The 19,879-nt window shown below is 65.3% G+C and carries 15 protein-coding genes; 4 read left to right on the forward strand and 11 right to left on the reverse strand.

The genetic code is table 11. The annotated features are described in order from the left end of the window. Positions 1 to 15 precede the first annotated feature (15 nt). From CRO01_RS12695 to CRO01_RS12715, 5 genes are all read right to left on the reverse strand, one after another. Complete coding sequence (locus tag CRO01_RS12695; RefSeq protein ID WP_097009516.1) at positions 16 to 504, reverse strand: pyruvoyl-dependent arginine decarboxylase; 489 nt, start codon at positions 502 to 504, stop codon at positions 16 to 18. Between the two features lie 111 nt (positions 505 to 615). After that, positions 616 to 1,854: a proteasome-activating nucleotidase Pan2 gene (gene pan2 / locus CRO01_RS12700; protein WP_097009517.1), complete on the reverse strand. Its 1,239-nt coding sequence runs from the start codon at positions 1,852 to 1,854 to the stop codon at positions 616 to 618. Between the two features lie 96 nt (positions 1,855 to 1,950). Further along, the gene (locus CRO01_RS12705) at positions 1,951 to 2,853 is read right to left on the reverse strand and encodes a sugar ABC transporter permease (RefSeq protein WP_218839192.1); all 903 of its coding nucleotides are present in this window, start codon (positions 2,851 to 2,853) and stop codon (positions 1,951 to 1,953) included. Then, the gene (locus CRO01_RS12710) at positions 2,850 to 3,815 is read right to left on the reverse strand and encodes a carbohydrate ABC transporter permease (protein ID WP_097009518.1); all 966 of its coding nucleotides are present in this window, start codon (positions 3,813 to 3,815) and stop codon (positions 2,850 to 2,852) included. Before CRO01_RS12710 ends, CRO01_RS12705 begins: the two co-directional genes overlap by 4 nt. A 21-nt stretch (positions 3,816 to 3,836) precedes the next feature. Next, the gene (locus CRO01_RS12715) at positions 3,837 to 5,066 is read right to left on the reverse strand and encodes an extracellular solute-binding protein (RefSeq protein WP_179747483.1); all 1,230 of its coding nucleotides are present in this window, start codon (positions 5,064 to 5,066) and stop codon (positions 3,837 to 3,839) included. A gap of 414 nt (positions 5,067 to 5,480) precedes the next feature. On the opposite strand from CRO01_RS12715, the gene CRO01_RS12720 reads away from it, so the two are divergent. Continuing rightward, a complete protein-coding gene (locus CRO01_RS12720; RefSeq protein WP_097009520.1) occupies positions 5,481 to 6,623 on the forward strand; it encodes an ABC transporter ATP-binding protein in 1,143 nt (380 codons plus the stop codon). Positions 6,624 to 6,756: 133 nt separating this feature from the next. Here the strand turns inward: CRO01_RS12720 and CRO01_RS12725 are convergent, their stop codons facing one another. Continuing rightward, positions 6,757 to 8,793, reverse strand: coding sequence for a glucan 1,4-alpha-glucosidase (locus CRO01_RS12725; RefSeq protein WP_097009521.1), 2,037 nt, complete (start codon positions 8,791 to 8,793; stop codon positions 6,757 to 6,759). A gap of 176 nt (positions 8,794 to 8,969) precedes the next feature. Here CRO01_RS12725 and CRO01_RS12730 point away from each other — a divergent pair, with 176 nt between their 5' ends. Continuing rightward, positions 8,970 to 10,037 carry a TrmB family transcriptional regulator gene (locus CRO01_RS12730; protein ID WP_097009522.1) on the forward strand — a complete coding sequence of 356 codons (1,068 nt, stop codon included), beginning with the start codon at positions 8,970 to 8,972 and terminating at the stop codon, positions 10,035 to 10,037. Positions 10,038 to 10,052: 15 nt separating this feature from the next. Here CRO01_RS12730 and pepF read toward each other — a convergent pair whose 3' ends face one another. The 3 genes from pepF to gfo6 all read right to left on the reverse strand — a co-directional run bounded on the left by pepF (position 10,053) and on the right by gfo6 (position 13,817). Then, complete coding sequence (gene pepF / locus CRO01_RS12735; RefSeq protein WP_097009523.1) at positions 10,053 to 11,843, reverse strand: oligoendopeptidase F; 1,791 nt, start codon at positions 11,841 to 11,843, stop codon at positions 10,053 to 10,055. A gap of 78 nt (positions 11,844 to 11,921) precedes the next feature. Continuing rightward, the gene (gene truA / locus CRO01_RS12740) at positions 11,922 to 12,743 is read right to left on the reverse strand and encodes a tRNA pseudouridine(38-40) synthase TruA (RefSeq protein ID WP_097009524.1); all 822 of its coding nucleotides are present in this window, start codon (positions 12,741 to 12,743) and stop codon (positions 11,922 to 11,924) included. Next, a complete protein-coding gene (gfo6, locus tag CRO01_RS12745; RefSeq protein WP_097009525.1) occupies positions 12,744 to 13,817 on the reverse strand; it encodes a D-xylose 1-dehydrogenase Gfo6 in 1,074 nt (357 codons plus the stop codon). It abuts the gene before it with no gap. A 102-nt stretch (positions 13,818 to 13,919) separates the two neighbouring features. Between gfo6 and dgoD the strand changes: the two genes are divergently transcribed. Then, entirely contained in the window at positions 13,920 to 15,071 is a 1,152-nt protein-coding gene (gene dgoD / locus CRO01_RS12750; RefSeq protein WP_097009526.1) for a galactonate dehydratase, read from the forward strand. Positions 15,072 to 15,151: 80 nt separating this feature from the next. Here dgoD and CRO01_RS12755 read toward each other — a convergent pair whose 3' ends face one another. Then, positions 15,152 to 17,005 (reverse strand): S9 family peptidase, encoded by a 1,854-nt coding sequence (locus CRO01_RS12755; RefSeq protein ID WP_097009527.1) that lies wholly within the window; start codon positions 17,003 to 17,005, stop codon positions 15,152 to 15,154. Positions 17,006 to 17,050: 45 nt separating this feature from the next. Beyond that, complete coding sequence (locus CRO01_RS12760; protein WP_097009528.1) at positions 17,051 to 18,412, reverse strand: APC family permease; 1,362 nt, start codon at positions 18,410 to 18,412, stop codon at positions 17,051 to 17,053. A 146-nt stretch (positions 18,413 to 18,558) separates the two neighbouring features. Between CRO01_RS12760 and CRO01_RS12765 the strand changes: the two genes are divergently transcribed. After that, the gene (locus CRO01_RS12765; protein WP_097009529.1) at positions 18,559 to 19,620 is read left to right on the forward strand and encodes a glycosyltransferase family 4 protein; all 1,062 of its coding nucleotides are present in this window, start codon (positions 18,559 to 18,561) and stop codon (positions 19,618 to 19,620) included. Positions 19,621 to 19,879: the final 259 nt, after the last annotated feature.

Raw genomic sequence — 19,879 nt, forward strand, 5'->3', positions numbered from 1 at the left:
GCCGGCTCAGGTTGCTCAGAGCAGCGGCTCGCTCTGGCCGTACGTCGCCAGCACGACGACGGTGACGTAGGCGTCGGGATCGGCGTCCGCGCTGACGATCTGGTACTCCGGCTCGCCAAATGCCCAGCTGCGAAGCTCTTGGCCCGCTTCGAGCCCGTCGACGACGCGCCGACTGATGCTGTCGGGTGACGCTCGACCTGCTGCCTCGTAAAACAGCCCGGGTCCGTCCTCGGATCGGACCCATCCAAGTCCGGCGCTGACGGTGGGATCGTCTGCGCTCGTCGGTGCCACGGTGGCGCGCCCTTCGACGACTGTTAGTCGATTCCCCGCGGGACCGAGTTCCGGCGCCGTCCCGACCGGGTCGATCTCCGCGCCGGCGGGAACCATCGAGGAGACGGAGACGAGGTTGTAGTTTTCGACGCCGGCATCGGCCAGCGCGGCGTCGTACGACGCCATTTCGGTGGGGCCCTCGCCGGTGCCCCAGACGATCCGAATCGTTTCCATGCTTGTACGAAGCCCCGCGGCGGATAATGCGTTACGGATCGACGCTGACGGGGCTGGTCGGCCATCGAAGTGCTGTCGAGACCTTCACAAAAACAGTGCGACGCCGCGGCGTCAGTACGCGTAGTCGACGTAGCCCGTCGAGGTGATCGTGTCGCCGGCGTCGCCGTCCTCTTCGAGCTTCTCCATGGCTTCTTCGAAGTCTTCCATCCGGACCTCGGTGCGGCCGTCCCGGATCGCAAACATCCCCGCTTCGGTGGCGAGGCTCTCCAGCTCGGCGCCGCTTTTGCCGTCGGTCTGGCTGGCAAGCGCGGTGAAGTCGAGATCGTCCGAGAGGTTCATGTCGCGGGTGTGGATCTGGAGGATCTGCTCGCGGCCGTCGAAGTTCGGCTCTGGCACCTCGATGAGCCGATCGAACCGGCCGGGGCGGAGAATCGCCCGGTCGAGCATGTCGAAGCGGTTCGTCGCCGCGATGATGCGGACCTCGCCGCGGGTCTCGAAGCCGTCCATCTCCGAGAGCAGCTGCATCATCGTGCGCTGGACCTCGGCGTCGCCGGAGGTCTTGGACTCGGTGCGCTTGGCGGCGATGGCGTCGATCTCGTCGATGAAGATGATCGATGGCTCGCGCTCGGTCGCCAGCTCGAACAGGTCCCGGACCAGCCGCGACCCCTCGCCGATGAACTTGCGCACGAGTTCCGAGCCGGCCATCTTGATAAACGTCGCATCGGTCTCGTTGGCGACGGCCTTGGCCAGCATCGTCTTCCCGGTGCCCGGCGGGCCGTGTAGCAGGACGCCGCTGGGCGGGTCGATGCCCGCTTCCTCGAACCGTTCCGGTTCGACCAGCGGCTGCTCGACGGCTTCGCGCACCTCGCGGATCTGCTCGTCGATACCGCCGATGTCGTCGTAGGCGACCTCGGGCGACTCGTCGACCTCCATCGCCTGTGCGCGGGCGTCGGTCTCCTGATCGAGGACGGTCTGGATGCTAAACGAGTCGTTGACCGCGACCCGGTCGCCGGCCGAGAGCTCCTCGGACAGCGAGGGAGACACTTCGGTGAGCACCTCTTGGTTGTTGCCGTGCTGCTTGACGACGACCTCGCCGTCGGTGACCTCTTCGACGGTCGCGATGTACAGCGAGGACGTTTTGAGCGCCTCGTTCTCCCGTTCGAGGGTTTCTGCCTTCTCGCGAAGTTCTTCGCGCCGGCTGTCGGCGGCGTCCAGTTGCTCTGTGAGCTCCTCGTTGACCGTTAAAATGTCCGCGTAGTGCTCTTCGAGCGCCGCCAGCCGTTCCTCGTCGGACATCTCGGGATCGAGTTCGAGCCGGGGGCGGTCGGGAAGCGAGGGACTGTGCGCCATTGGTTATCTTTGGTTGGGTCCCCACGTTAGAAGTGCCTTTTGGGTCCGGTAGGTCTCTCCCGCACCGAAGGCAGAAAAGCGTCGGTCAGAAAGGCGTTAGCCTTCCATCCCGCCGAACGACAGTCCGCTCTCGACGTAGCGCTGGGAGAAGAAGTAGATCAGCGCCACTGGTGTCGCGTAGACGAGCGCGTAGGCCGCGAACTGCGCCCACGGCGTCGCGAACTCGTCGGTCAGCGCGTAGAGTCCGACGGACAGCGGGTAGCCGTCGGCGCCCAACATCACCTGCGCGACGATGAACTCGTTCCAACCGGCGAGGAACGTGAAGATCAGCACCACTGCCAGACCGGGCTTGGTGAGGGGGAGGATGATCTCCCAGACGATCCGTCCGCGCGACGCGCCGTCCATGATGGCCGCTTCGGTGTAGGACTCGGGGATGTTGTCCATGAACGTCTTGAGCAACCACGTGTTGAACGGCACCGCACCGGCCGAGTAGAACATCGCAAGCGCGAGGTGGCTGTTCGTGATGCCGGCTGCGTTAAAGACCACGTACAGCGCGACCAGCGCCGCGATGCCCAGACCGCCGCCGACCTGCGTCAGCATTACGTAGCCGTACAGCAGGCCCTTGCGGCCCTTGAAGTCGTTCCGCGAGAGTGTGTACGCGCCGGGGATGATCAGCGCCATCGAGAACAGCACTGTCGGGATCGACAGCCGGAGGCTGTTGGCGAGATAGGAGTTAGTGAACTGACGCCAGTACTCGCCGAGGCCGGCATTCGGGCCCGGATAGCTCTCGAAGAAGAAATTCGACTCCGTCCAGAGCCACCTGTAGGCGCTCAAGTTCCACTGATCGGGCGACGCGAAGATGCCCTGACTGTAGAGGTTCGCGGCGGCCGTCCCGCCGGCGATCGTCTCCTGTACGTCTTCGACGACACGGATCGGCCACCGCAGCGTGTGGACGATGTCGTCGCGCATACTCTCGAAGATGGATTCTCGCATGCTCATGCGTTTTGCACCCCGTCTGCGAGGCGGCCTTTCTTCACGTTGATCCACATGAACATCGCGATGAAGATCAGGGCGCTAACCATGATCGCTGAACCGAGGCCCATGTTCGACGGGACTCGTTGGAACGCTTCGCGATAGCCGTACACGAGGATCAACTCGTTCTTTCGTGCGGGGCCCCCCTCGTTGAACACGAACGGGACTAGGAACTGCTGGAACGACGCGGCGGCGGTCAGGATCGACGCGAACCAGACCGGGCGCTTGATCGCCGGCAGCGTCACGTGGACGAACCGGTGGAGATAGCCAGCCCCGTCGACCTTCGCGGCGTCGTGGAGCTCGCCGGAAACGTCCTGCAGCGCGCTCACGATGATGATCACCATGAACGGGTACGCCAACCACAACTCGGCGAGGACGTAGCTGGCAAAGGCCATCCAGCGATTGGCCAACCAGAGGATTGGATCCGGACTCCGTCCGAATATCTCCATGATGTTTATATAGAGCGTGTTCGCCAGCCCGAACCGGGCGTTACTGAACACGCTGCGCCACACGGTGACCTTGAAGATCCCCGGGAGGCCAAGCGGAATGATCACGATGGCGCGCATGTACCGCTTGCCCTTGACGCGGTCGTGCGTCAGGACGAGCGCGACGAAGATACTGAACCCGATCTTCATCGACACCGACGAGAACACGAACAGCCACGTGATTCCCATCGACTGCCAGAACTGCGAGTCCTGTATCAGCGTGAGGTAGTTGTCGAGTGCGACGAACGTCCACTCGCTTCGAATCAGGTCCTCGGGCCCCTGTGCGTTAGTAAACGACAGGAACACCAGGTAAAACAGCGGGAACAGCATGAACCCGGTGTACGCGAGGAGACCTGGCAGTGCAAGCAGTCCGGCTTTGTCGTCTTTCGACGGTAACCGGCTCTTTAACCAGGAACTGTCGGCGGTATCGCTAGACAGGCTCATAAAAAATTAATAGATACTGGGTTATTCTTCCCAGTTGCTACGAACGGTCTCGGCGGCCTCGTCGAACCGGGAGTCGATGTTGGCGCCGTCGAGCAGCACTGCGTTCATTGCGTCCTCGGTCGGCGTCCAGACGGCGCTCATCTTGGGGTGGTTCGGCATGGCGATGCCGCCCTCGTACGAGCCCTTGAATCCGGACACCTGCTCGCCGAGTTCGCTGGTGTCGATCGAGCTGAGCACCGGAACGCTGCTGTGTGCCTCGGCGTAGGCCTTCTGTCGCTCTGCGCTGGTCGAGATCCACTCGGCGTAGCTGAGCGCGGAGTCACGACGGTCTTCGTCGTCGCCCATGCGGGCCGAGAAGTACCACATCGAGGTACCCGTGTAGGGGCTCGGCGTGTTGCCGTCGACGGTGGGGAAGGAGGTGACACCGACGTCGATGCCGCTCTCCTCGAAGGTGCCGATGATCCACGGTCCGTTAACGGCGAACGGAGCGTTCCCGCTCTGGAAGACCTGCTGTTGCGGGCCGGGGTTGACGTCCTGCGGGATGTACGGCCAGATGCGATCGCGGACGAACTCCATCCCGTCTTTGGTCTCGTCGAGGTCGAGGCCGGTGACGCCCTCGCCGTCGTCGTTAACTTGGAAGTAGTAGCCGCCGAAGGCGTGCATCCAAGCGCTGGCGAAGTATGCGTTGATCGGGTGCGAGAGACCGTACTTGCCGTTGTTCGGGTCGTTGTACTCCTGCATGATCGACTCCATCTCCGAGAACGTCTCGGGCGGGGAGTCGATCATGTCCTTGTTGTACAGCAGCGTCACCGTCTCACCGGAGACCGGCAGGCCGATGGTCGCGCTGCCACCGTTGACGTTGATGGCCTGCACGGCGGCCTCGCTGAACTGCTCGGAGGGGTTGATGCTCAGGTCGTCGCTGGCGTCGTACAGGAAGTCCCGCTCCCAGTGGCCGCCGGCCCAGTCCTGTGCCCAGCGGTACATCTCGGGGCCGTCGCCCGAGGCCAGCGTCGTCTCGACGCGGTTCCGGAGGTCGCCGGTCTTCTCGGCTCGGACGTCGGCGTCCTCGTTGCTGTTGTAGGTGTCGAGACTCTCGCTGAACGTCTCGATTTCGGACTCTGTCATCGAGTGCCAGAGCATCGCGTCGCCTTGGCTTCCGCCGCCACCGCCGCCTAGGAAGCCGAGACAGCCCGACAGGGTGCTTGCCGCCGCAATACCACTCGCGCCTTTCAGTACGCTGCGTCTATCCATTGGCATGGATGAATTGTTGATGAATAATGTCTTCGCGTATTTAATTGTTTGGATTATCCATCCACCTTCGTTTGCCGCTGGAACCGATCTATCAATTGTTCAGAGGTGTCCGGTTCCTAACGGCTGGCCGCATATAACACTATCTATAATGCTAGATTCTGTCGTCCGATCGGGGATGACAGTTGTCCGCACGTGACCAGTACGGTGCGACTGACGGGACTTAGCGTTTGCGTGTGCGGCTCGTGACGTTGTTTTGTGTTCATTTACTTCTCACGTATGAGCGCGCAGCGGTAGCCTCGTCTACATTTACTGTCTGGGGTGACTCCGGTGTGCTGAGAACTGCGAGGAACTTGTTCCTCTCGGCTTAGCTCGTTTGGGCAAGAGTTATACGCCTCGATACCACCAAAAATAATAATGGCAAGCATCACGGTTGAGAACCTTCGCAAGGAGTACGACGCCGGCAGTATCGTGGCAGTCGACGACCTGTCCCTCGAGATCCCCGACGGTGAGTTTGTCACTGTCGTCGGTCCCTCGGGCTGTGGGAAGACGACGACACTGCGGATGCTCGCCGGGCTCGAACGCGCGACTGACGGAAAGATCTACATCGGCGACGAGGACGTCACCGACATCCACGCCAAGAACCGCGACGTGGCGATGGTGTTCCAGAACTACGCGCTGTACCCCCACAAAACGGTGTTCGAGAACATGGAGTTCGGCCTCCGGATGAGCACCGACATGGGTCCCGACGAGCGCCGCGAGCGCGTCCGCGACGCAGCCGAGATGATGGGCATCGAGGAGCTGCTGTCCGACAAGCCCGACGAGCTTTCGGGCGGACAGAAACAGCGCGTCGCACTTGGCCGTGCGATCGTCCGCGAACCCGAAGTGTTCCTGTTCGACGAGCCGCTCAGCAATCTCGACGCCAAGCTTCGGACGACGATGCGGACCGAGATCCAGCGTCTGCAAAACCAGTTCGGCGTCACCTCCATCTACGTCACCCACGACCAGGAGGAAGCGATGACGATGGGCGATCGGATCGTCATCCTCAACGACGGCAAGCTCCAGCAGACCGGCGCGCCCAAAGAGGTCTACGAGAACCCCGTCAACGAGTTCGTCGGCGGCTTCATCGGCTCGCCGAGCATGAACTTCCTCGAAGTCGAAGCCACCGCGTCCGGCGGCGGCATCGACCTGACGGGTGTCAACGGCAACTTCCAGTACCACCTCAGCTCTGAGTACGTACAGGGGCTCGACCAAGACATCAGCGGCTCTCGCTTTACGCTCGGCATCCGTCCGGAGAACGTCTACCCGACCAACGCCGCCAGCAACAAGTCGTTCACCACGACGGTCGAAGTCATCGAACCCGTCGGCAGCGACAACTACCTCCACCTCGACGTTGGCGAGGACTTCATCGCGCGCGTCGACGCCGACGTCGAGCCCGAGGACGGCGATTCGATCGAGCTTTCATTCGACGAACATCACATCCACCTGTTCTCGCCCGATACCGGTGTCGACGTGCTGTCCGGCGAGGCAGCCCGGACGGCCGCCACGGTTTCGGACTAAGCCGTCGCGCCCGTCGTCTCCTGTTGCAGCGGTTTTTCTTTCATTTTCCGAACGATGTCCACAGCGACGCCATCGCGTCGCAGTCGCGTCGCTGTGCGGTAGCGAACGCGCGCCGAAAATCGGTGTTGCCGTTTTAGTCGTCCGCGAGCACCGGCTCCTCGTCGGCGATCGAGTCGCAGGCCCGAAGCTCGGTGTCGGTCGCCAGACGGAGTGCGTGGGGCCAGCCCAGCGGCGTCGCGCTGTCGGGCGTCCCGTCGTCGAACAGCTGTTCGGGGAGGTAGCCGCTGTCGAGACACAGCGGGCCGTCCGGCGCGATCACGTCGAGGAGATCGACCGCGCGGTCGAACGCGTCGCCCGCGGCGTCGTGGTCGTACTCCTCCAGGAGCGCGCCGAGCTTGGTCGCGGCGTTGGCCGCCCACGCCGTCGAGACTGTCCAGATCTTCTCGTCGGCCTGCTCGCGGCGGCGCCACGGATCGTCTTCGAACCGGACGACACCTCGAACGTCGCTGTCGTCGGGATCACGATACAGTCCGTCGATCGTCGTCTCGACGTGGCTGATCAGGCGCTCGACCCGCTCGTCGTCGATGTCGTCGACCGCCGCGTACTCGCGGTGGGCGTCGGCCAGCGCGAGCGCGCTGGAGTCGAGTCGCTCGTCGAGTTCGTCGTCGTCGAGACGCAGGGCGTACGCGCCGCGGTCGTCCATCCAGAGCTGGTCGACGGCCTCGTAGACGGCGTTGGCGCCCTCGCGCGCGCGTTCTGCGAGCGCGTCGTCGACCGGCGCGCGAGCGATCGCCGCATAGGCGTGCAGGAACGTCGCCGCGGTGTGGGCGAACTGACCGGTCATGTTTTCCCACGCGTTCTGTGCGGTCTGGGGCAGTCCGTCGTCGTCGGTCGTCGCTTCGAGGCCGTCGAGTGCGCGCTCGATCGTCGCCTCGACCTGTGCAGGATCGTCGGGCTCGCCGAGTCGGAGATACGTCGCGAGGAAGGCGGCGACGCTTCCGGTCTGATCGGCCTGATAATCGGCGCCGTCGGTCGATTCGAGCCGTCCGTGGGCCCACCCGGGTGCGATCTCGCCGTCGTCGGGCCAGACGCGATGTGGCCACGTGCCGTCCGGGCGCTGGGTGTCGGCGTAGAACTGCGCGCTCGCTTCGTGGAAGCCGCCGAGGTCGAGGTCGGTTCGCTCGTCGGCTTCGAGCAGGAATCGTGCGATTTCGCCGTCGTCGCGGAACCACGTGTAGCCGTACCCGCCGGAGTAGGCGTACATCGGATCGAAGTCGGGACCGGCGATCCGTGCGCCGGACTCACACGACAGCAAGCTGAGCACGCGAAGGTCGTCGGTCGCGCCGCAGTCACCCGACAGTCCGGTGTCCCAGTTCGGTCGCTGGCGGACGCCGGCGCGTTCGATCGCATCGGCGTCGTGGTCGGTCGCCAGCGAGCGCGTCCGGTCGAGCGCCTCGGGACGGTCGACCTCGTCGACCGAGGTCAGGAGCGTGGCAAACGTCACGTCGCCGTCGTCGCCGAGCGGTGCGACGGCGTACACCGTCCCGCCGAGTTTGTTCTCCTCGTAGCGCCCGTCGTCGACGATGCGCGGGAACGTGACAGGATCGTCCTCGGACAGGACTTCGTCGATCTGCTCGGGCACCTGTCCCATGATCTCGTCGAACCCGGTCGACGCCGAGAGAAAGTCGTGTTCTTTTCGGTGGAACACTTCGACGGCATCGCCGTGGTCGAGCTGTGCGAGCTGTGCGCCCGTGTCGTCGGGCGAGAACGTCGCAGAGACGCAGACGGCGTCGACTGTCTCGTCGTCGACGGCGACGTTCGTAACGTGGCCGTCACCGAGTGTCAGATCACGCTGGACGACGGTCGTGCCGTCGATAGTTCGTTCCGTCTCGACGATCGCAGTGTCGTCGACGTACTCCTGTCGCTCGGCGTCGTACTCGTCGAACCACCGGATATCGTCGCCGGTGTGCAGGCCAAAGCGCAGGTGCTCGATGCCGCCGAACCCCGTCAGAGGATACGAGAAATCCCGTAGCGATCCGTCGGGACCGACGTGGACGAGTCGATCGTCGAGACCAGAGAAGATGCCGGCAGTCGACCGACGCTCCCCCGGGAACGCGGTCTCGCTGCCACGCCGCTCTTTGTAGTCCCGTAGCGCTGTCCGCAGTTTCATCGTTCCGACACAGCGTCCGGACGACTATAAACATTGTTGAAATACTAATTCACGGTTTGTTAGGCTGAACCCTGCCGAGTGGCGGCTTCGGCTCCGGTTTCCGACGGTCCCGCCTCCAGCGGTCGGTCCTTGCCCTTTATTAACTCCGGCGAGCAAGAGTGAGGTAGTCAATACTCATGGATGAACGGGGGCTTACCGATCTGCTCTCTCAGTTCGGCCTCTCGGAGAAGGAGATCGACACGTATCTGGCGATACTGGACAGAGGTGAAGCGAAGGCGAGCGACATCGCAGCCGACGCGGACGTTTCCAAGCGATACGTCTACAGCATCAGCGAGGAGCTAGAGGAGCGCGGCTTCGTGGAAGTCAACGATCACTCGGTGCCGACGATGATCAAGGCGCGGCCGCCCTCCGAGGTGATCGATCGGCTCAGTGGGACGATCGAGACGATCGAGCCCGAACTCGAACAGCGATACACCAGCACCGACGAGGAGATCGAGCAGTTCGAGGTGATCAAATCCCGACCGACGGTGTTAAAACGCATCGAGACGCTGCTGGAGTCGGCCGAGGAGGAGGTGACGATGACCCTTCCGGCCTCGCTTCTGAGTCAGATCCAGCCGACGCTGCGCGAGACGGTCGACCGGGGCGTGCTGGTGTTGCTGTTGCTCAGCGGTCCGGAAGCCGAGAACTACCCGATCGAGCAACTCGATGGCGTCGCCAGCGCCGTCCGGGTGTGGCACGCTCGCGCGCCGCTGATGCTCACTGTCGACCGATCGCTGGGTCTGATCGCACCAAACGATATGCTAACCCAGTCCAACAGCGAGTCCAACGCCATCTCGCTAGCACAACGCCAGCTCGTGCCCGTGCTGACCGGCTCGTTCCTCGGCAACTACTGGCCGGTCGCCGAGGAGCTGTACGTCGATCGCGCGCGCGAGTTGCCGCTGACGACCAGCGACTTCCGCAACGCCGTCTTGCAGGTCGCGCTTCGCAAGCAGCAAGGCGATGACATCGTCGCAACCGTTCGCGGCCGTCCGGTCGCAACCGAAAACGGCGAGGACACGATCGAGGGCGAAGTCGTCGGCGTCCGGCAGGGGCTGGTCAAACCCGCGACCAACTCCTTCCCTGTCGAGAATGCATTCACCGTCGACACCGGTAACCAGCGCTTTACCGTCGGCGGCGAGGGCGCGTTCGTCGAGGACTACGAGGCTCACGAAGTCATTCTGGAACGGTCCGAGGACGCCGAGTAGCTGCTCCCGGCCGCCTCAGAGCAACTCGGCCATCTCGTCGAGTCGGTCGTCGTACGTCGACAGCGCCGACTCGATCGGATCGGACGAGCGCATATCGACGCCGGCGTCGGCGAGCAGTTCCAGCGGATACTCTCTGGAGCCTCGCTCGAGGAACTCCAGATACCGGTCGGCGGCGTCGTCGCCGTCCGAAAGAATGCCGTTAGCCAGCGCGACGGCGGCGCTGATGCCAGTGCTGTACTGGTAGACGTAGTACGCCCGGTAGAAGTGCGGGATCCGCATCCACTCGCGAGCGGCCCGGTCGTCGAGCGCGGCCGGCTCGTAGAATCGCCCTTTCAGATCCTGATACAGCTCGTCGAGCCGGTCCGGCGTGAGCGCGCCCCCTTCCTCGACGATTTCGTGGGCGCGGTGCTCGAACTCCGCGAACATCGTCTGGCGGTACAGCGTCGACCGGAACCGCTCTAGGTACTCGTTGAGGACGTGTCGGCGGAACGTCGGGTCCTCGACGGTTTCCAAGAGGTGCTCGGTCAGCAGCGCCTCGTTGACGGTGCTTGCGACCTCGGCGGTGAAGATCTCGTAGTCGCTGTAGACGTAGGGCTGGTTCTCACTGGTGTACTGGGAGTGCAGCGAGTGGCCCAGTTCGTGGGCCAGCGTGTACATCGAGCTCACGTCGTCCTGATAGTTCATCAGGATAAACGGCTGGGTGTCGTAGGTCCCCCCCGAGTACGCGCCCGACTGCTTGCCCCGGTTCTCGTACACGTCGACCCACCGCGAATCCAGCCCCTCGTCGACGCGGGACTGGTAGTCCTCGCCGAGCGCGCCGACGGCCTCGACGACGTGCTCGCGGGCTTCCTCGTAGGGGACTTCGGGGCTCTCGGTCTCGGTCATCGGCATGTAGATGTCCCACATCCGAAGTTCGTCGACGCCGAGAGCTTTCCGCTTGAGTTCGGCGTGGCGGTGGAGCTTGTCGAGGTTGTCGTCGACCGTCGACAGCAGCGTGTCGTAGACGTCAACGGGGACGTTCGGGCCGTGCATCGCCGCCTCGCGGGCAGTGTCGTAGTTGCGCGCCTGCGCGAGCTTCACGTCCGCGGTGACGCTCTTGGAGTAGGCGGTTGCGACCGTGTTGCGGATCTCGGCCCACTCGTCGTAGAACTGCTCGTAGACTTCTCGCCGGAACTCGCGGTTCGGGCGCTTCTGGAGGTTCGTGAAGTTCGCCAGCGAGATCTCGACGGCGTCGCCGTCGGGGTCTTCGACGGTCGGGAACTCCACGTCGGCGTTGGTCAGGATGTTGTAGAGTTCGCCGGGTGAGCCCGTCACCTCAGAGAGGTCGGCCAGCAGCCCCTCGATTTCGGCCGATCGGGTGTGGGGCTTCATCCGCATGACGTCGTCGACGTAGTGCTCGTACACGTCCAGCCCTTCTGTCGACTCGATCATCGCGTCGAGTTCCTCGCGGTCCATCGCCTGCAGTTCCGGCTCGACGAAACTCGCCGCGCTGGCGGCCTCGGCGCCGAGCGACTGGGCGCGCGTGGTCATCGCCTGATACTCTTGGTCGCGCGTGTCCTCGTCGCGTCGCATCCGCGCGTACGCCGAAATCTGCTGGACCGAGCGCATCACCGACTCGTAGCGCTCGAACAGTTCCAGCAGCGTCTCGCCGTCGGCGGCCGCCTCGCCCTCGTAGCTGGCCAGTTCCTCGATCTCGGACTGTGTCTCCTCGTAGGCGGCTTCCCAGTCGTCGTCGCTCGCGTAGATGCTCTCGAGATCCCACTTGTACTCGGCGTCGATCTCGGAGCGTTCGGGTACCGAACTCATGTGCGAACGGTTGTCTGTCGCTGTGGTAAGTCTTGCCTCTCCGGCGACGTACGGTCGCGTCCCGCCTTTGTTGGGAGATCAGCCCTCGCCGATCCCGGCTTCGATCTGGCCCGCGACGCGCGCGCCGGCCGCCCGGTCGAGCCGCTTTTCTCGAAACACTTCGCGGGCGCTCGCCGCCGCCTCGGCGTCGACATCGAATGCCACGCCCGGATAGGACACGTCGGTGAGCACGAGCGGGTACGGCGGCGCCGGGCCGACGCCCTCGGGCCCGTCGATCGGGTCGGCGCCGAGCACGCGCTCGATCTTCTCCCGACCAGCCTCGCCGCTGGCGACCTCGCGGACCAGCGCGACGACCCGCCGAACGAGCTGCCGACAGAAGCCGCCGGCGCGCAGCGTGAGGACGAAAAACGGCGAGTCGACGCGCAACGACGCCGACAGCTCCCGAACCGTGTTCTCGTCGTCGTTCGTCAGGTTGTGGAAGTCGTGGCGGCCCGTCAGCTCCTCTATGGCCGTCCGCGCTCGCTCGGTGTCGGCGTCAGCCGCGTGGAGCCAGTAGGTGTACGTTCGGCGCTCGGCGTGGTGGGTCGCGTGAAACGCCTCGTCGACCTCGGCGCTGGCCCACGCTCGGACGCTGGCCGGAAGCTCGCTGTTGAACGCGGCGGGCGTCAGCCACTCGGGCGCCTCGAACGCGATCGTCTGTGCCAGCGCTGAGACGCCGGCGTCGGTTCGACCGGCCGCCGCGTAGCCGGGTGGAACGTCGCGCTCGCTCCCGTCTTCCGCGTCGACGACGCCGAGCCCCGACAGCGCGTCGAGGAGTTCGCCCTCGACGGTCGGCACGTCCGGCTGGCGCTGGAAGCCGTAGTACGGCCGGCCGTCGTAGGCGATCCGGTAGGCCCGCATCTACCGCAACTCGACCGGCTCGCCCGTCTCGGCGGACTCGTGGATCGCCCGGATGATGCGCATGTCCGCGAGGCCGTGGCGTCCGTCCGGCCCAATCTCGGCGTCCCCGAGCACCCGATCCGAGAAGTAATCGAACAGCTCCAGCACCTCGCGCTCGGCGTCGAACTCCCGGTGGTCGATGTCGACGACGAGGTCGCCCCGGGTGAGTCGGAGCGAACATTCGCCGTGGAACGCCGGATCGAGTTCGATCTGCCCCTCGGTGCCCGTGATCTTGAGCTGGGTGTCGACCTGCGCGTTCTGACTCGTCGTGGTGACCATCCGCACGTCGTCCTCGAACGCCAGCAGCGACGAGGAGCGCTCGTCGGGAACGTCCTCGAAGGCGTCGTGGAGCGAGGACATCCGGGACTCGACGGCGACCGGCTCGCGGCCGAGCAGGTACCTGGTCGTGTTGATCGAGTAGATGCCGAGATCCATCACCGACGTGCCGTAGCCCGACACGTCGGGATCGAGCCGCCACTGATCGGGGTCGGGGATCATCTCCAAGAGCCGCTGGCTGTTGTGGCCCTGTACGGTCGCCGGCTCGCCGATGAAGCCGTTCTCGATCAGCTCGCGGGCTCGCCGCACCGCCGGCTCCGTGTGCATTCGGTAGGCGATCATCAGCGGCACGTCGGCGTCCTCGCAGTGCTCGACCATGGCTTCGGCGCGCTCGACGGTCGCCTCCATCGGCTTCTCGCACAGCACCGCCTTCCCGAGGTCCGCGGCCGTCTCGACGTACTCCCGGTGGTAGGCGTTCGGCGTCCCGACGTACACTGCGTCGTAGTCGTCGGCGGCCGCGCCCTCGTGGTACTGCTCGTAGCTGATCCCCCGCTCGACGTTTTCCTCGTCGGCGATGCGTTCTGCCTTCTCGGTCGAACTGCTCACGAGCACGGCCACCTCGCCGAACTCCGAGCGCTCGATCGCCGGGATGGCGACGTCTCTGGTCCACCAGCCGATTCCGACGAGCGCGTACCGAACGGTTCCGTCTTCGATCGTCTGCCAATCCCGATCGTCGTACCCGTCGAGCCACTGTTGCATGACTCGACGTGCGGCCGCGGCCGGGATAAACGTTGACGCACGGCGACGCCCCGCTGACGGTGGGTTTTTCTCGGGGCGCAGCGAACACCCGCCCGATTGATAATGGAGATCACCGATTACGAACTGTTCGAGGTGCCCCCGCGCTGGCTCTTCTTGAAGATCACGACCAGCGACGGCACCGTCGGCTGGGGCGAGCCCGTCGTCGAGGGGCGCGCGAAGACGGTCCGTGGCGCTGTCGAGGAGCTGCTGGACGACTACCTGCTCGGCGAGGACCCGCTCCGGATCGAACACCACTGGCAGCGGCTCTATCGGGGCGGGTTCTATCGCGGCGGCCCCGTGCTCATGTCTGCGATCGCCGGCATCGACCAAGCCCTGTGGGACATCAAGGGCAAGCACTACGGCGCGCCGGTCTACGACCTGCTGGGCGGCGCCGCCCGCGACCGCGTGCGCGTCTACCAGTGGATCGGCGGCGACCGGCCGGCCGATGTCGGCGACGCCGCCGCCGAGAAAGTCGACGCCGGCTTCGACGCACTGAAGATGAACGGGACGCCCGAACTCCGGCGCATCGACAACCCCGCCGCCGTCGACGCCGCTAGGAACCGCATCGCCGAGGTCCGGGAGGCCGTCGGGGACGAGGTCGACATCGGCGTCGACTTCCACGGCCGCGTCGCCAAGTCGATGGCAAAGCGACTCGTCGAGGCGCTGGAACCCTACGAGCCGATGTTCATCGAGGAGCCGGTTCTCCCCGAGCACAACGACGCCTTACCCGAGATCGCCCAGCACACGACGACGCCGATCGCAACGGGCGAGCGGATGTACTCGCGCTGGGACTTCAAGGAGGTCTTCGAGCAGGGCGTCGTCGACCTGATCCAACCGGATCTCTCCCACGCCGGCGGCATCACCGAGGTCAAGAAGATCGCGTCGATAGCCGAGGCCTACGACGTGGCGATGGCGCCCCACTGCCCGCTCGGGCCGCTCGCGCTGGCGTCGTGCATTCAGGTCGACGCGTGTACGCCCAACGTCCTGATTCAAGAACAGAGTCTGGACATCCACTACAACGAGACCAGCGACGTGCTCGACTATCTCGCCGATCCCGGCGTGTTCGAGTACGACGACGGCTACGTCGATCTCCCGACCGAGCCCGGTCTCGGCGTCGAGATCGACGAGGCGGTCGTCCGCGAGCGCGCCGAGCAGGAGGTCGACTGGCACAACCCGGTCTGGACCCACGACGACGGCAGCGTCGCCGAGTGGTAAGCGGTCGCGTAGTGCGAACCGCGCTGCGGCGTCGAGACGCCGCGGCGTGAACTCACGTCGGCGTCGAGACGCCGACCGACTCAGACGTGCTCGTCGAAGAACGCCGCGATCGCCGAGTACGCCTCGATCTTGTTCTCCAACTTCGTGAACCCGTGGCCCTCGTCGTCGAAAATGAGCTTGCGCGTCGGGACGCCCTGCGATTTGGCCTCCTCGACGATCTGCTCGGCCTCGCCGACTGGCACTCTGGGATCGTTCGCGCCGTGGAGAACGAACAACGGCGCTGCGATCTGCTCGACGGTGTTGATCGGACTGATCGACTCCAAGAACTCCCGGTCGTCGTCGAGCGATCCGTACTCGGCTTCCCGCAGCTCGCGGCGCCACTCGCCGGTGTTTTCGAGGAAGGTGACGAAGTTGGCGATGCCGACAACATCGACGCCGGCCGCCCAGAGGTCGGGGTACTCGGTCATGCACGCCAAGACCATGAACCCGCCGTAGGACCCGCCCATGACGGCGATTCGGTCGGGATCGACCGCCGGATGATCGTGGAGCCACTCCACGCCGGCCCGCACGTCTCTCACCGAGTCCATCCGATTTCGAACGTCGTCGAGGTGGGTGTACTCCCGGCCGTAGCCCGAGGAGCCGCGGACGTTGGGCTCGAAGATCGCGTACCCCCGATCGAGGAAGTACTGCTTGACCGAGCTAAACGAGGGCCGGCGCTGGCTCTCGGGACCGCCGTGGATGTCGACGATGACGGGGACGCCGTCGGCCGATTCGCCGGTGGCGTCAACCCCGCTTTCGGCATCCTCCGGCAGCGTGAGATACGCGGGGATGTCGAGTCGGTCGAAGCTCTCGAAGCGCACCAGTTCGGGCTCACGGAACGTCTCGCGGGGGATCCCCGCAGTCGGCGCGTCGGTCCAGCGCTCGGCGTCGCCCGTCTCGAAGTCGACGACGTAGGCGTTCGTGTTGGTTCCTCGCCCGCTGGCCGTGACGGCGTATCGGTCGCCCGCCGGCCCGAAGTCGACGCCGCCGGCGGTGCCACCGGGCAGGTCCGGCGCCGGAACCTCCTCGATCTCGGTCGGTCCGACGAGTTCGCCCGCCGTGAGTTCGGTGTAGCCGTCGACGTTGCGCGAGTAGACGAGGCGCCCGGTGTCGGCGTCGAGCGCGATGCCGTCGACGTTCCAGTCGCCGCCCGACCGGACGACGCCGAGGTCGCCCGAGCCGAGATCGAGCCGGGCGAGATAGAGGGTGTCCGCCCCCTCGTCAGTCACCAGATAGACTGCGTCGCCTTCCGGCCCCCACTCGACGCTCTGGTAGCGCACGTCGCCGTCGTGGGTCGTGACGTGCTCGATCTCTCCCGACTCGATGTCGAGCACGTGCAGGTCGTGGTCGAAACTCGATCGCGCTTCGTGAACGAGCAGGCGCTCGTCGTCGGGGCTCCAGCCGGCGACAGAGAGCCAGCCCGAGCCCTCGTGGACGAGTTCGGCGTCCGGGCCGCGCTCGTCACGGCCCTGCACGTACACGTCGAAGACGGCTTCGTCGCGCCGGTTCGAGGCGAATGCGAAGCGCTCGCCGTCGCTGGACCAGCCGCCCCAGCGGTGTTTCGCACGAGCGCCGCCACGGTGTTTCACGTCGGGCGTCGCGGTCACGTTCTCGATAGTCCCGTCGTCGGCATCCAACAGGAACAACTGCTGGCGCTCGTTGCCGCCCTCGTCCATCCCGAACGCCAACTCGGCGCGCTCGGGCGACCAGTCGACGAAGGTGACGCGCTCCTCGGAGAAGGTGCGCTGGGTCGGCCACTGTCGGGCGCCGTCGAGCGTCCACACCTGCGGGACGCCGGTGGTGTCCATCAGGAAGGCGAGACGCTCGCCCTCGGGGCCGAACGAGGAGCCGTATGCGCTGCGGACGTTGAGATACCGGTCGATCGAGTAAGCCATGGGCGACCTTGCCCGCACTGGCAGATATGGATTCGGGTGGTCGCGTCAGTCGAGGCCGTCGGCGACCTCGTCCTCGATCGTGTCGATGCCGTCGACGATGCTGTCGCGCTCGAAGTACAGCAGCTCGATGGCTACGACCACCGCCGCGACCGCGACGACGACGAAGAACGTGCCCCGTTCGGCCGACCAGAGATGCCACAACAGCAGGACGAAAAACACCGCGGTGCCGCCGATCCCCGCCGCCGGAATCACCGGCGTGATCGACTCGTGGTCCCGCTGTTGGAACGCCAGATAGCTCATCGCCCCGAACACCGCCAGAAACGCCAGCGAGCCGAACGAGGTGATGCCGTTGAGGCTGCCGTAGGCGGTGAACGCGGCCGCGAGCGCGCCGAAGATCAGGATGGTTCGGGAGGGCGCGCCGTCGGCGCCGGCCCGACCGGTTTCGTCGGGCAAGAGCCCGTCGCTGATCATCCCCTTGGCGAAGTGGGCCGAGGAAAACAGCGTCCCGTTGATCGCGCTGCCGGTCGAGAAGATGGCTGCGATCGCGACGATCACGAAGCCGATTTCGCCCGGCAGGATAGGGTTGACGGCGTTGGCCAGCGCCCGTTCGGGATGGGCCTGAATCACCTCTCGAGAGGCCAGACTGGTGACGATGATGGCGATCAGTCCGTCGATGACGATGGTGGCGACGATCGAGTAGTAGATCGCTTTCGGGACGTTTTCCTCCGGATTCTTAATGCTCTCTTGGTCGTAGATGATCAACTGCCAGCCTTGGAACGAGACGAAAGAAACTGCCGTCGCCATGATCACCGGCGACACCTCCGCGATGGTTGAGGTGCCGAACGTCAGCGCGGCGTTGGTCGCCCCGTACCACACGCCCAGCGCGCCGAACGCCAGCAGGACGGCGACTTTGATGCCGACGAGCGCGACCTCGGTCGTCCCGGTCGCCTGCGCGCCGACGAGGTTGAGCGCGACGAACAGCCCGACGGCCGCCACCGAGTACGCCGGCCGAACGAGTTGTTCACCTAGCGGCACGGCGTCGAGCACGAACGGCGGCGTCAGGGCGACCGCGAAGCTCCCGAAGGCGTAGGCGTACATCGCCATCGCCCCGACGTAGCCGAACAGGAGCGTCCAGCCGACGATCCCGGCCACGTCGTCGTTGTCGACGTACTCTTCGAGTTGCGAGACCGAGCCGCCCCGGCGCTCGCCGATTGCGTTGAGCTTGACGTAAGAGTAGGCCGCGCACATCGACACCAGACTCGCAAGCGTGAACGCGAGCCACGAGGCGGCCCCGGCGATCGTCGCAACGACGCCAAGCACCGCGAAGACGCCGCCGCCGATCATCCCTCCGACCGAGATCGATACAGCGCCCCAGAACCCGAGCTTGCCGTCGGCTTGCTCGCCCATACGCGTCAAAGCGTGCCAGAGAAGCCTTCTATATCTTGCGTACCGGGCAATCGTCTCCCCCAGCGTAGACGCGCCGCACTCTGGAACCCCCGCGTCGGCGCCCGAAAATACCGGGATTTTTAATAGATCGTTTCATCAGGCGTGGTATGCGCGTCGCGCTGGTTTCGTTGACGACTACGCACCACCGTGACGCCGCCCCGGAACGGCGGCTTCGACAGGTGGCGATGACGCTGGCGGGGCGCGGTCACGACGTGCACGTCTTCTGTGCGAAGTGGTGGGACGGCACCGACAACACCGTCGAGGACGATGAACTGACCTATCACGCGGTGACGCTCGATCGAACGGCGCGCCAGTCGTTCTTGCTCCGGGTGCCGGTCATGCTCGCTCGCGCTGACCCCGATATCGTCCACGCCGGCGCTCGGTACCCGCCCGCGATCACCGCCGCGAGCATCGGTGCGACGCTCGCCCGGACGCCGCTTTTGGCTGACTGGTACGACCCCGACGGCGCCGACGGCGGCTTTCTCACTCGCCGCGCGCTGTCTGCCCCCGACCGCATCGTGACGCCCTCGCGGCTCGTCCGGACGCGGTTGCGCGAGCACGGCGCCGACATGGAGCGCCTGCAGGTCGTGCCCAACGCCGTCGACTTCGACCTGATCCGATCGACCGACCCGGCCGACGAGCGCCACGTCGTCTACGCCCGCCGTCTCGACGAGGGGGCCAACGTCGAGAGCCTACTACTCGGACTGGCCGAACTGCGGGACTTCGAGTGGTCGGCGACTGTGATCGGCGACGGTCCGGCCCGCGAGTCCTACGAACAGCAGGCCCGCGACCTGCGCATCGACGACCGGATCGACTTCGTCGGCGAACTCTCCCGCGAGGAGCGGGTGTCGATCTATCGAAACGCCCACGTGTTCGTCCAGACGGCCCACCAGTGTCGCTTCGCCACGGAACTGGCGTGGGCGCTCGCGTGTGGCTGCGTCGGCATCGTCGAGTACCACGCCGATTCGAGCGCCCACGAACTCGTCGAAGGGCGCGAACGCGGGTTCCGGACGACCAGCGAGCAGGAACTGGCCGACGCCATCCGCGAGGCCGGCGAGATGGAGTCGCTGACCGTCGACGAGGAGTTTGCTGGATTCGGCACCGACGCCGTGCTCGATCAGTACCTCGACCTGTACCGCGATCTCAGAGCGCAGTACGGCCTGCTGTAGCGCGGTACCGGCGTCGCTCCCTTTCCGTTGCCTGTCGCGGTTTCTCCCCGCTAGCGGTCGCTGGGGGCAGGCACAAACGAGCAGGATAGAAGTGGTCGCAGGCTGCTGGCGACCACCAAGCGAGTGGAGCACCCGGCGGTCGGCTGGCGGCCTACGGATCGGGACTGTACAACTCGGACGCGATCTCTGGTATCCTGTTCCGGATCGGGCTCACCTCCATGTTGGTTGTTATCTCTTAACACGACTGAGCACAAGTAAC

This window comes from Natronoarchaeum philippinense, from assembly GCF_900215575.1.
Taxonomy (GTDB): domain Archaea; phylum Halobacteriota; class Halobacteria; order Halobacteriales; family Natronoarchaeaceae; genus Natronoarchaeum; species Natronoarchaeum philippinense.